A 12,893-nucleotide genomic window follows, 5' to 3' on the forward strand; every position below is an offset into this window, starting at 1 on the left:
CTAATCCCCCCGCTATATCAGCGTCAGGAACCCAGTATAGCACAGTTGGCAATCTGAAGGGCGCTTCCTACTGCATCACCAGCTGCAAGAGCGCTGAAACTGGCGCAACGGTCACCGTGTTTGCGCGATCCTGCAAAGCCCAGCTGGCAAGCGCCGCAATCGTGCTGCTTTCAAGCCGCCCCATCATCAGAACCGCTTCGTTCTGGCGCGCCTTAAAGGCAGCTTGGTCAAAGAACCGGCGGATGACGACCTCTGTCTGCCCGCTTCCGTCAAAATCGCGGAACACGGTCGCCGTCCCAACGCCCTCGCGCAGGGCCAGCTTTTGCGACGTATTCAGCCCTTTGGGTTGAAACACCAGACCGTGCCCGCTGCTAAGCGCATAGTCGATCACTTGATCCGCAATCTCTCGGGTGTCTTGAAGGCCGCCTTGCAACCCATCCATGATCGCGACGGCCTCTGGCACATTTGCGATCTGCGCGGTCAGGTTTAGCGATACATCACTTGGCGTCGCCCCGCTTGGCAGGTTGACCAGCGCCAGGACTTCAAATCCGGCATCGCGCAATTTCTTGCTGCGCGTCGCGGCCCCTTCGGACAGGGCATCCACTGCAATGCTCAGAGGCAATGGAAAATCCGCCAGAGATTTCAACTCCGCCACACCCGCCGCAGGGTTATCAAGCAAAACCACCGACATAATGGGCTTGCCCGCCACGTCTTCATACGGTGTGGCATAAGCAACAAGCGGCGGGTCCTCATGCAATTCTTTGCCGTTCACCTCGCCATTTTGCAGCGCGGCGCTCTCTGCAGGTTCAGCGCCCGCGTCCGCCACCGTTGGAAGGCGGGTTGAGCGGCGTTCATCCGCACCCGCAAGCAGGCCCGGCACAGGCTGCAACAAGGATGGAGACTCCTCCGGTGCCGTCATTTCGGGCGCGACGTCCACCGTCACATCGACCGCAGGCGGCGTTTCTTCAGTGGCATCTGGTGTAATTTGCGCGGCCTCAGACGGCGGGGTCTGGGCTGGACCAGATTCGATGGCAACCTCGGGCTGCGGCGCCGCGTCTTCGGCGGTATCTGCACTGCCAAAGGCCTGCGTTTCGATGTCGGTCGGGCTGACCGGCTGCGCGGGATCAACAGAAATCGACGGCTCTGTCTCTTCGCCGGGCGTGGTGATCGGGCGTGCCTGTGGGTTTGGCAACACGGGTGTGTCTTCTTCCAACGCCACCTCTGCCGTCACATTTTCAATGGGCGCAACCGGGGCGTCTTCGACCTCAGCCGGGGCCGGTTTCGGCGCAGAGGTGACATCTGCCACGGGTGGTGAAACCTCGGTTTCGGCAGGGACTGGCGTTTGCGCTTGGCTGTCTGCTTCCACCGGCGCATCGGCGGCAGAGGCATCCGGAAAATCAGGCTCAGCGATGGCTGCAGGCTGTGTCGCAGCGGGTTCAGGCGCTTGCGGCACAGCCACGTCCGACGGCAGCGGCGTCACAAGCGAAAAGACGGCAGCCAGGAAAAGCCCAACGATTGAACCAAAGAAAAGCCCAGTGATTATCCCGCGAAACATTGCCCTTGCCCTCAGTCTTTTTGTCTACACCGATTTTTCATCGTCTTTTTCATGCTGCGGGGGTCCCCGCCCCTTGACCCTTTCGGCCAAGCCTGTCCATTTATGATCTGACTATACCGCGACCATGGGCCGGGTTTATACCCTGTTCTTACACTGAGTGAAAAGAAAGACGTCATGCTGCTTCTGATCGACAATTACGACAGCTTTACCTACAACCTCGTGCACTATCTGGGCGAGTTGGGGGCCGACGTCAAAGTCTGGCGCAATGACGCGCTGACCACGCAGGACGCGATGGGGATGAAGCCCGAAGGGATTTTGCTCTCGCCCGGTCCCTGCACACCTGATGATGCGGGTATTTGCCTTGCATTGGTCGAAGCGGCTGCTGAAACCAAAACCCCCTTGATGGGCGTCTGTTTAGGCCACCAATCCATCGGTCAGGCCTTTGGCGGCAAAGTTGTGCGCTGCCATGAGATCGTGCACGGCAAGATGGGGACGATGCATCACCACAACAAAGGTCTGTTCAAAGGTCTGCCCTCGCCGTTTGAGGCCACTCGCTACCACTCACTCGTGGTAGAGCGCGAAACATTGCCCGACTGTCTGGAAATCACTGCAGAGCTGGAAGATGGCACCATCATGGGCCTGCAGCACAAAGAACTGCCGATCCAAGGCTGCCAGTTCCACCCTGAAAGCATCGCGTCAGAGCATGGCCATGCCATGCTGCAAAACTTCCTTGATATGATGAAGGTGCCAGCATGAGTGACACGCTAAAACCGCTGATTGCCGCGGCCGCAGATGGCCCTTTGACGCGCGCGCAGGCAGAAGAAGCCTTTGAAATCCTTTTCAATGGGGATGCGACGCCCAGCCAGATCGGTGGTTTTCTCATGGCCTTGCGCACGCGCGGCGAAACCGTTGATGAATACGCTGCCGCAGCTGCAGTCATGCGCGCGAAATGCGTGCCGGTCAAAGCGCCCGCCGGGGTGATTGACATCGTGGGCACCGGCGGCTCTGGCAAACACACGCTGAATATCTCGACCGCCTCGATCTTTACCGTCGCCGGTGCGGGCGTGCCGGTGGCCAAACATGGCAATCGCAAAGCCAGCAGCAAATCTGGCACGGCGGATGTGCAAAGCGAGCTGGGCATCAATGTGATGGTTGGCGCAGAGGTGGTCGAAAAGGCGCTTCAAACCTGCGGCGTGGGCTTCATGATGGCCCCGATGCACCATCCGGCGATCAAACACGTGATGCCAACGCGATTGGAACTGGGCACCCGCACCATATTCAACATCCTCGGCCCGCTGACCAACCCTGCCGGAGCGAAACGCCAAATCACAGGCGCGTTTTCCCGTGACCTGATCCGCCCGATGGCAGAAACCTTGGGCCAACTCGGCTCTGAACGGGCGTGGCTGGTTCATGGATCTGATGGCACGGATGAATTGACCATCACGGGTGTCAGCTATGTGTCGGCGCTGGAAACCGATGGCTCGGTTCGTGATTTCGAATTGCATCCAGAAGAGGCTGGCCTGCCAGTACACCCGTTTGAAGAGACCGTTGGCGGCACACCCGAATTCAACGCAAACGCTCTGCGCGCTTTGTTAGATGGTGCGGAAGGGGCTTATCGCGATGCGGTTTTGCTGAACTCCGCAGCAGCACTGGTGATTTCTGACAAGGCAGACAACCTCAAGCAAGGCGTTGAAATTGCAAAAGAAAGCATCGATTCTGGCAAGGCCAAAGCCAAACTGGAATGCCTCGCAAAATTGACTTCGGAAGCGGTCTAAATGAACGTAATTGGACAAATTGCAAAGCAATTTGGCCCGCACCCGCCCGCACCCAAGGCGGGTGCATTCGCACGCACCACGGGCAGGCGCAGGCGAACCTTGTTGTGACTGTCCCCAAGAACTGGACCCACTTGCCTTTCTTTGCATCTGATGTCGCGACGATCGAAGCTCATGTCGCTGCAGACGCCAGAGACATCCTACCGCCAGCGTATCAACGCTTCGCCGCGCTTGATGCCTGCGCGCCTGAGAAAGTTCGTGTTGTAATCCTCGGCCAAGACCCCTACCCGACACCCGGACACGCCCACGGACTTGCCTTTTCCGTGGAACCAGACGTGCGCCCTCTGCCACGCAGTCTCACCAACATCTACAAAGAGATGGTCGAAGACCTCGGCGCAGCGCCCTTAAATGGTGACCTGCGCGGCTGGGCCGCACAAGGTGTGCTGCTACTGAACACAGTGCTCTCTGTCCCAGCTGGAGAGGCCAACGGCCACAAAGACCTTGGCTGGCAAACGTTAGCGCACCAAGTCCTTGCAGACGTCTCGCAAAAACCCACCGCCTTTGTCCTCTGGGGCAAACAGGCGCAAAACTTGGCAAAGCATATTCACCCCGGGGATCATTTGATGATAGAAACCGCCCATCCCTCGCCGCTTTCGGCGCGGCGCGGTTTCTTTGGCTCCCGGCCATTTTCGCGTATCAACACTTGGCTTGCCGACCGCGGTGAGCAACCGATCGACTGGACCTTGCAATGACCATCACCGTTCTGGACAAAATCAAAGCCTATAAGCTGGAAGAAGTCGCCGCCGACAAAGCCGCAAAACCCTTTGCCGCTGTCGAAGCCGAAGCCCGAGCCGCCAGCCCAACCCGTGGCTTTGCGAATGCTTTGATCGAGGCCTCCAAAACCGGCTATGGCCTGATCGCCGAAGTCAAAAAAGCCAGCCCCTCCAAAGGTTTGATCCGCGAAGACTTCAACCCACCCGCTCTGGCCAAAGCCTATGAAGACGGCGGCGCGACCTGCCTGTCGGTCCTGACAGACACGCCATCTTTCCAAGGCGCAAAAGACTTCTTGGTACAAGCCCGCGAAGCGACAAACCTGCCCGCCCTGCGCAAAGACTTTATGTATGACACCTATCAGGTCGCCGAGGCACGCGCCTTGGGGGCTGACTGTATCCTGATCATCATGGCCTCTGTCTCTGATGCGCAAGCGCAAGAACTGGAAAGCGCGGCTTTTGAATGGGGCATGGATGTGCTGCTGGAAGTGCATGACGCCGAAGAACTTGAACGGGCATGCGAACTGAAATCGCCTTTGATGGGCATCAACAACCGCAATCTCAAAACCTTTGAAACCACGCTCGACACCACGCGCATCCTATCGAAAGATGTCCCAGACGACCGTCTGATCGTCTGCGAAAGCGGCTTGTTCACACCTGACGACCTGTCAGACATGGCACGCCACAACGCGCGGACCTTCCTCATCGGCGAAAGTCTGATGCGTCAGGCCGATGTCACTGCGGCGACCAAAGCGATCCTAGCCAATCCCCTGATGCCGGAGAACATCTGATGGCAGACACCAAGGGTCTCACCCATTTTGACGCCAAGGGCGAGGCGCATATGGTCGATGTCACAGACAAGGCTGTGACGGACCGTATCGCGACCGCTGTTGGTCACGTTAAGATGAACAAAGAAACCTTTGATATCATTGCTGACGGCCGCGCCAAGAAGGGCGATGTTCTGGCGGTTGCACAACTGGCGGGCATCATGGGCGCCAAACAATGCAGCACGCTTATTCCGCTTTGCCATCCGCTTCCTATCACCAAAGTCTCTGTTGATCTGACCATGAACGCCGATCTGCCCGGAGTCGACATCACCGCCACCGTGAAAACCACCGGCCAGACGGGCGTCGAAATGGAAGCGCTGACCGCGGTTAATGTCGCTGCGCTGACGGTTTATGACATGACAAAAGCCGTCGACAAAACCATGGAAATCGGCGGTATCCGCGTGGTTTTGAAAGACGGCGGAAAGTCGGGCCGGTTCGAAGCCAAATGATCTCGGTCGCCGACGCCCTCACCCATTTATTTGATCTGGCAAAACCGCTGAAAACAGAGGTCGTGCCACTCAAACACGCCAACGGTCGGGTTTTGGCGAAGGACACCGTCGCGCGCCGCGATCAACCGCCTTTCTCTGCCTCTGCCATGGATGGCTATGCAGTGCGAAATGCGGATGTCTCCCCCGGCGCGACGCTGACTGTAATTGGCGAAAGCGCGGCGGGGCATAGATTTGACGGGGCTATCCAACCCGGCGAATGTGTGCGTATTTTCACCGGTGCGCCGCTGCCCAATGGGGCTGACCGCATCGTCATCCAAGAGGACGTGACCGCAACGGGCACGCAGATTACAATTGGCGACACGCTCGACAGCAACGCCTATGTCCGCGCCAAAGGGTTTGACTTCAAAGACGGCGAGGTTGTCGCCGCCCCGAAGGTGCTTCGCCCGGCAGACATCGCCCTGCTCGCCGCGATGAACATTGCCGAAGTCACCGTCACGCGCCGCCCCAAGGTTGCGATCCTGTCTACGGGCGATGAGTTGGTCATGCCGGGCGAAACACCAACCGAAGACCAGATCATCGCATCCAACAGCTTTGGCCTTTACGCCATGCTCAAGGACATCGGTGCCGACCCGCGCCTACTGCCCATCACACGCGACACGAAAGACAGCCTGAAAATGGCCTTTTCTCTGGCGCAAGATGCTGATCTCCTCGTCACCATCGGCGGTGCCTCTGTGGGCGACCATGACCTTGTGGGTGAGGTCGCTGCAGACCTCGGCATGCAGCGCAGTTTCTACAAAATCGCAATGCGGCCCGGCAAACCCCTGATGGCGGGACGCCTCAGCAATGGTGCCATGATGATTGGCCTTCCCGGGAACCCTGTGTCTGCCATGGTTTGCGGCAAGATCTTTCTGGAACCGGTTCTGCAAGCCTTGCTTGGTCTTGGTCACGCCCCCGCGCCAGAATTTACCGCCCCTTTGGCAGCTGATGTCGCCACCAATGGCCCCCGCGAACATTATATGCGCGCCAAACTTGACGCCGGCCAAGTCACAGTTTTTGATCGCCAAGACAGCGCTCTTCTCAGCGTGCTTGCAAAGGCCAATTGCCTCGTGATCCGTCCGCCGCATGACCCTGCGCGCAAAGCTGGCGAAATCATGCGCTGCGTCGCGATCTAATACCGCTCCTTTCATCTTTCCCAAAATACTTCCGCCGGAGGCAACCCACGGTCACAACGCTACGCCGCACATTGTGAACAAACCGCTAACGGTTGACACAAAACGAGAACAAGACTAGAACAAACGCAAAATATAGTGTTGAGGGCGTGCAGATGCTGACCAAAAAACAACGTGATCTATTGGAATTTATCCACAAGCGGCTCCAGAAAAACGGCGTGCCGCCCAGCTTTGATGAAATGAAAGACGCGCTGGATTTGCGGTCCAAATCGGGCATTCACCGGTTGATCACTGCGCTTGAAGAACGCGGTTTCATTCGCCGCCTTGCGCATCGTGCCCGCGCCATTGAAATCGTGAAACTGCCCGAAGACATGTCACAACCAAAAGGCTTTCAGCCCAAGGTCATCGACGGGCCCCATCCCTCGCCAGCCCAGCCCGCCAACGTCACCCCGGATGAGGTGCAGCTTTTTGCGCGCGAACTTCCTGTGATGGGGCGTATCGCGGCGGGTGTTCCAATTGAGGCGATCAGCCATGTCGACCACCATGTGGCGGTGCCGGGCCAGATGCTGAAAACCGGCGGACAGCACTATGCGCTTGAGGTGCACGGCGATTCCATGATCGAGGCCGGGATCAACGACGGCGACATTGTAATTCTGCGTGAAACTGCGACGGCCGATAACGGTGATATCGTTGTGGCTCTCATCGAAGATGAGGAAGCGACCTTGAAAACCTACCACCGCAAAGGTGGCTCGATCGCGCTTGAAGCGGCCAATCCGGCCTATGAAACCCGCGTGTTTTCCGAAGATCAGGTCAAGGTTCAGGGGCGTCTCGTCGGCCTGATCCGCAGCTATTGATCAACGTCCAGCCGTTGCGTTTTCGGGGACCAAAGCCGGTCCCCGCGCGATTGGGCGACCGTTCGCGTGACGATGGCGTCGTCCGAAAAATAAAGCGCAACAGCACCTGTTTTGGCTAAAGTTTGCGGGTCAAAAATCAAGCAAGGTCCAGACAGGGTGGCAGGCAGATCGGCCACGACAATCTCTGCCTTGGAACAGGCGGATAGCTGGGCCGCACCTGTTTTGCCTTGGTAATGCGTGATACGCCCCGCCGTAAGTTCCGCCTCAAAAACACCTTTCTGCACCATCGGCAACTGCGCCGCTGCCTGCATCTGATCGGCTGCGTCTCCGTCATTTTCCAACCAATTCTGTGCGATAAATCCTTGGCCTCGTCCCTTGCTCAGGGCGCGGCCAGCGTTGGTCATCACGCCGATCAATTTGCCATCTTCAGAGATCAACACATCCGGGCGAACGACCTGTGACCAAGTGAAAAAGCATGCCATCAAGATGACCGCCCCACCCCATCTCAGCGCGCCCTGCCAAAGGATCAACCAGCACCCGGCGATGCTGATCAGCGGCAAGATAAAGCCTTGCGGCGTTGGAATCGGAATGCGCGCGCCCTCTAGGTCACTGACCCAATGGGCGATGAACAATATCCAGCGCAGCCCTGCCCCCATCACTGTAAAGCCAATGCCCTCCAGCCCAAATGCCGACAGGACCGCCGCCAAAACCGCACCCGGAATGACCACCATCCCCATGACCGGCACCGCAGTGACATTGGCAAGCAAGCCGTAGCTAGCCCATTGGTTGAAATGCGCCGCTGCAAAAGGTGCCGTTGCCAGTCCGGCCACCAAAGAGGACATAACGACTGCTAAGATGTTTCGCTGCCATGCCTTTAGACCAATGTCGGGCGCGTCGCGCATCGCCCCAAAGACAGCGACCAATGCCGCCGTCGCTGCGAATGACATCTGAAACCCCGGAGACAGCAGACTTGATGGACTGATCACCAGCACAATCAGCGCCGCGATGGCCACGGCGCGCAATGTCAACGCGCGGCGATCCAAACTGACGGCAATCAAAGCAACGGCCGCCATGATATAAGCGCGCTGCGTGGCGATGCTGGCCCCAGAAAGCAGAAGGTACAATGTCGCCCCGCCCAAGGCCAAAAGCGCGGCAATTTTTTTGACCGGCAGACGCAACGCCCGCGGCGGATAAAGTGCGAGCGCATAGCGGACCGTTGCAAATAAAAACCCGGCGAGAAGGCCCATGTGCAGGCCTGAAATCGCCAGAAGATGTGCAAGATTTGAATGCCTGAGCGCCTCAATCCCGTCTTGCGAAAAATCACTGCGATCCCCGGTTGTCACTGCGGCGGCAATTCCGCCGACATCTCCGCCGAGCGCTGCCGACACGTGGCGGGCCAGACGCCATCGCAAACGCGAAAGCCCAGTGTCTTCCGGCGCAGCCATCTCAAGCACTGGCGTGCGCGTGTACCCCACCGCGCCAAGCTGCATAAACCAAGCGTGCCGTTGGAAATCAAATCCATCGGGCTCAACCGGGCCACCGGGGGCAGAAAGATGTCCGGTCAGCCCAACATATTGTCCGGGCATAGGCGTAAACCAATCCTGTGGACCGTGCAGCGAAACACGTACATGTTTCGGAGTCCGCGCGTTGTCCACCTCATCCAGAAGCACCTGATCCAAAGTCAGCCGCAGCGCATGGGAACTTGAGCGGTCAATTGCGATGACCCGCCCATAAACCGGACCATAATAGTGAAATGCCAATCGGGGCGTGGTGTTCCTGCTGGCATCAAGTGCTGCATAGCCCCAGCCGAACAGGATCAACAGCGGGAACAATGCCAGAGCGCCCTGCGTGCCGCGCCGATAGATTACACCGACAAGCACAACGATGGTGCTGATCAATGCGCCCCAGACCAACCGCATATCAGGTTCCGACCGCGCTGCGAAATACGCCCCGATCCCAAGCGCGAAACACACCGCTCCCCAGGGAAACAAATGCCCATGCTGGCGCAGCAGTTGGGTTTTCATCCAGGTCAAAGGTGGCAAGGCTTGTCCTCTTTCCCGGTGGCGGTTAGACAGGCGACAACATTAAATCCTCTCTTGGTTATTGAAAGGTTAAGCCTGTCATGTCCGGCACGGTCGTCACCCGCTTTGCACCATCCCCTACGGGGTTCCTTCACATCGGCGGTGCCCGCACGGCATTGTTCAACTGGCTGTATGCGCGCGGTCGCGGCGGGAAATTCCTGTTGCGGATCGAAGACACAGACCGCGAACGCTCGACCCCCGAAGCAACCGACGCGATCCTGCAGGGCATGGCGTGGCTGGGGCTGGATCACGATGGCGAAATCGTCAGCCAGTTTGAGAACGCCGGCCGTCATGCAGAGGTTGCACTGCACCTTTTGGCCGAAGGCAAAGCTTACAAATGTTTCGCGACCCAAGAAGAAATCGCTGCCTTCCGCGAATCCGCGCGGGCCGAAGGCAAATCCACGCTTTATCGCTCCCCTTGGCGCGACGCTGATCCAGCAACCCACCCGGACGCGCCTTATGTGGTCCGCATCAAAGCCCCGCAGGATGGCGAGACTGTGATCCGCGATCAGGTGCAAGGCGATGTCACGATCAAAAACGATCAGCTCGATGACATGATCCTGTTACGCTCGGATGGCACGCCCGTTTACATGTTGGCAGTTGTTGTGGATGACCATGACATGGGCGTGACCCATGTGATCCGCGGGGATGACCACCTCAACAATGCGGCGCGCCAGATGCTGGTCTATAATGCCATGGGCTGGGACGTGCCGGTTTGGGCGCATATCCCGCTGATTTTTGGCCCAGATGGCAAGAAACTGTCCAAACGCCACGGTGCAACGGGCGCGCAGGAATATCAGGCCATGGGCTACCCGGCGGCAGGCATGCGCAACTACCTTGCGCGCCTTGGCTGGAGCCACGGTGATGATGAGTTTTTCACCGACGCCCAAGCCCAAGAATGGTTTGACCTTGATGGCATCGGCAAGGCTCCGGCGCGGTTTGACTTCAAGAAATTGGAAAACATCTGCGGCCAGCACATTGCGCAGGCAGACGATGCCGCACTGCTGCATGAAATTGAGAACTACCGTCTCGTGAATGGCGAAAGCCCACTGGATGAGGCGACCTCCGTACTTCTACGGGAGGCGATGTACTGCCTGAAAGACCGGGCGAAAACCTTCCCGGAACTGCTTGAAAAGGCTGCATTTGTACTGGCAAAACGACCGATCACGCCAGATGAGAAGGCTTCAAAAAATCTTGACGATGTATCCCGTGGTATACTGAAGGAATTGACGCCGCAGTTGCAAAATGCTAGCTGGTCCCGCGAGGGGCTTGAGGCCGTCACAAACACCTTTGCCGAAGCAAAGGAAATCAAATTCGGCAAAATGGCAGGACCGCTCCGCGCGGCACTCGCAGGCCGGGCAGTGACCCCAAGTGTATTCGACATGATGCTGGTCCTTGGACGCGACGAATCGATTGCGCGTTTGCAAGAAGCGGCAGACTATTCATAAGGCGAAGGCCGGGTTTCCTGACCTTTCGCGCTTGTGCACGAACGATTGCCGGGGGCCTTGCGCCCTTGGCCACAAGAGGAAGGGAAACCTATGACCGACAGCAATAAATCCGCCACGCTTACCATCGATGGCGTGTCCTATGAACTGCCGATCTTGTCACCCACAGCTGGCCCTGATGTTGTCGACATCCGCAAGCTTTATGGGCAGGCGGGTGTCTTTACCTATGATCCCGGTTTCACCTCTACCGCGTCCTGTGACAGCACCATCACCTTCATTGATGGCGGCAAAGGTGAGCTGCTGCACCGCGGTTACCCAATTGATCAACTGGCAGGCAAATCCCACTATTTGGAGGTCTGCTACCTCCTGCTATACGGTGAACTGCCGACCGCAGCTCAGCTCGAAGATTTTGAGTCCCGTGTGACCAACCACACGATGGTGCACGAACAGATGCACAACTTCTTCCGTGGTTTCCGCCGTGATGCACACCCTATGGCGACGCTGGTGGGTGTTGTTGGCGCAATGTCCGCCTTCTACCACGACTCCACCGATATTGCAGACCCATGGCAGCGCGAAGTGGCGGCGATCCGTCTGATCGCGAAACTGCCCACAATCGCTGCGATGGCCTATAAATATTCCATCGGTCAGCCGTTTGTGTATCCACGCAATGATCTGGATTACGCGGCCAACTTCTTGCACATGTGTTTCTCTGTTCCTGCCGAAGAGTATCAGGTCAACCCGATCCTTAGCCGTGCGATGGACCGTATCTTTACCCTGCATGCGGATCATGAACAAAACGCGTCGACCTCGACCGTGCGTCTGGCGTCGTCTTCCGGGGCGAACCCATTTGCCTGTATCGCAGCGGGCATCGCCTGCCTGTGGGGTCCTGCACATGGTGGTGCAAACCAAGCCTGCCTTGAGATGCTGAAAGAGATCGGCACCGTCGACCGCATCCCAGAATTCATCGCTCGCGCGAAAGACAAGAACGATCCATTCCGTCTGATGGGCTTCGGCCACCGTGTTTACAAAAACACTGACCCGCGCGCGAAGGTTCTGAAACAGTCCGCTGACGAAGTGCTGGAGCTGCTGGGTGTCGAAGACAACCCGCTGTTGCAGGTCGCAAAAGAGCTGGAACAAACCGCTCTGAATGATCCATATTTCGTCGAGAAAAAGCTCTTCCCGAACGTGGATTTCTATTCCGGCATCATCCTGGAAGCGATGGGTTTCCCAACATCGATGTTTACACCGATCTTCGCCCTGTCCCGCACCGTGGGTTGGATTTCGCAGTGGAAAGAGATGATTGGCGATCCACAAAACAAAATCGGTCGCCCGCGTCAGCTGTACCTCGGCTCGACAGAACGCGATTACGTGGACATCGAAAACCGCTAAGGTATTTCAATCGTAAGAAAAAACGCATCCGGCTTACACCGGGTGCGTTTTTCTTTTGAACATGTTGCGTCTGCCTAAGCTACCTGTTCATTCAGGTATGACCGCATCCACTTCGATCTCAACCAGCCATTCCGGATTCACAAATCCTGAAACAGCTACAATTGTATCCACCGGGCGCGAAGCAAGGCAGAATGGTTTCCTAGCCTCAATCGCCTGCTTCCAATTTTCGATATCTGTCAAAATGACACGTGTTCGAACGATGTCTTCGAGGCCCGACCCCGCCTGCTCGAGAGCGGCCTTGATGATTTCAAAGCACTGCGTGGTCTGAGCGAAAACGTCCCCAATTCCTACCGTTTTTCCGTTTTGATCGACAGGTGCCGTTCCCCCGACAGCGATAAAGTTCCCGACGCGAACAGCGCGACTAAAACCCACAATCTCTTCCATCGGATTTCCGTTTGATATCAGCTTGCGCATGTGTTCCTCCGAACGCCCAAAAAGCCTAGACACACAAATCATACCGCAGCGCGCCGGACAGAGATATGGGCTTCAGCTTCGCGCCAAAAATCCCAAACTTGCGCTTGC

The 12,893-nt window shown here is 57.5% G+C and carries 12 protein-coding genes; 9 read left to right on the forward strand and 3 right to left on the reverse strand.

The window, feature by feature from the left end; genetic code table 11:
- Nucleotides 1-67: 67 nt before the first annotated feature.
- The gene (locus tag BUA39_RS02060) at nucleotides 68-1,555 is read right to left on the reverse strand and encodes a divergent polysaccharide deacetylase family protein (protein ID WP_072790246.1); all 1,488 of its coding nucleotides are present in this window, start codon (nucleotides 1,553-1,555) and stop codon (nucleotides 68-70) included.
- 174 nt (nucleotides 1,556-1,729) lie between these two features.
- On the opposite strand from BUA39_RS02060, the gene BUA39_RS02065 reads away from it, so the two are divergent.
- The 7 genes from BUA39_RS02065 (at nucleotide 1,730) to lexA (ending at nucleotide 7,396) form a co-directional block, all read left to right on the forward strand.
- Entirely contained in the window at nucleotides 1,730-2,311 is a 582-nt protein-coding gene (locus BUA39_RS02065) for an anthranilate synthase component II (protein ID WP_072790249.1), read from the forward strand.
- Entirely contained in the window at nucleotides 2,308-3,330 is a 1,023-nt protein-coding gene (trpD, locus tag BUA39_RS02070; RefSeq protein WP_072790252.1) for an anthranilate phosphoribosyltransferase, read from the forward strand. Before BUA39_RS02065 ends, trpD begins: the two co-directional genes overlap by 4 nt.
- A gap of 104 nt (nucleotides 3,331-3,434) precedes the next feature.
- Nucleotides 3,435-4,079, forward strand: a complete 645-nt coding sequence (locus BUA39_RS02075) for a uracil-DNA glycosylase (RefSeq protein WP_072791660.1) — start codon at nucleotides 3,435-3,437, stop codon at nucleotides 4,077-4,079.
- On the forward strand, nucleotides 4,076-4,888 hold the full coding sequence (gene trpC / locus BUA39_RS02080; RefSeq protein ID WP_072790256.1) for an indole-3-glycerol phosphate synthase TrpC: 813 nt from the start codon (nucleotides 4,076-4,078) through the stop codon (nucleotides 4,886-4,888). The genes BUA39_RS02075 and trpC overlap by 4 nt, the downstream gene beginning before the upstream one ends.
- Nucleotides 4,888-5,373 carry a cyclic pyranopterin monophosphate synthase MoaC gene (gene moaC / locus BUA39_RS02085; protein WP_072790260.1) on the forward strand — a complete coding sequence of 162 codons (486 nt, stop codon included), beginning with the start codon at nucleotides 4,888-4,890 and terminating at the stop codon, nucleotides 5,371-5,373. The genes trpC and moaC overlap by 1 nt, the downstream gene beginning before the upstream one ends.
- Nucleotides 5,370-6,545, forward strand: a complete 1,176-nt coding sequence (locus BUA39_RS02090; RefSeq protein ID WP_072790263.1) for a molybdopterin molybdotransferase MoeA — start codon at nucleotides 5,370-5,372, stop codon at nucleotides 6,543-6,545. The genes moaC and BUA39_RS02090 overlap by 4 nt, the downstream gene beginning before the upstream one ends.
- Nucleotides 6,546-6,697: 152 nt before the next feature.
- On the forward strand, nucleotides 6,698-7,396 hold the full coding sequence (gene lexA / locus BUA39_RS02095) for a transcriptional repressor LexA (protein ID WP_072790265.1): 699 nt from the start codon (nucleotides 6,698-6,700) through the stop codon (nucleotides 7,394-7,396).
- Here lexA and BUA39_RS02100 read toward each other — a convergent pair.
- Nucleotides 7,390-9,438, reverse strand: a complete 2,049-nt coding sequence (locus BUA39_RS02100) for a ComEC/Rec2 family competence protein (RefSeq protein ID WP_110721800.1) — start codon at nucleotides 9,436-9,438, stop codon at nucleotides 7,390-7,392. The two genes, lexA and BUA39_RS02100, sit on opposite strands and share 7 nt — an antisense overlap.
- Before the next feature lie 80 nt (nucleotides 9,439-9,518).
- On the opposite strand from BUA39_RS02100, the gene gltX reads away from it, so the two are divergent.
- Both gltX and gltA read left to right on the forward strand, forming a co-directional pair.
- On the forward strand, nucleotides 9,519-10,925 hold the full coding sequence (gltX, locus tag BUA39_RS02105) for a glutamate--tRNA ligase (RefSeq protein ID WP_072790271.1): 1,407 nt from the start codon (nucleotides 9,519-9,521) through the stop codon (nucleotides 10,923-10,925).
- A 90-nt stretch (nucleotides 10,926-11,015) separates the two neighbouring features.
- The gene (gltA, locus tag BUA39_RS02110; RefSeq protein ID WP_072790274.1) at nucleotides 11,016-12,311 is read left to right on the forward strand and encodes a citrate synthase; all 1,296 of its coding nucleotides are present in this window, start codon (nucleotides 11,016-11,018) and stop codon (nucleotides 12,309-12,311) included.
- Nucleotides 12,312-12,398: 87 nt separating this feature from the next.
- Here the strand turns inward: gltA and BUA39_RS02115 are convergent, their stop codons facing one another.
- Entirely contained in the window at nucleotides 12,399-12,785 is a 387-nt protein-coding gene (locus tag BUA39_RS02115) for a RidA family protein (RefSeq protein ID WP_072790277.1), read from the reverse strand.
- Between the last annotated feature and the right edge of the window lie 108 nt (nucleotides 12,786-12,893).

The organism is Cognatishimia maritima (assembly GCF_900129685.1).
GTDB lineage: Bacteria > Pseudomonadota > Alphaproteobacteria > Rhodobacterales > Rhodobacteraceae > Cognatishimia > Cognatishimia maritima.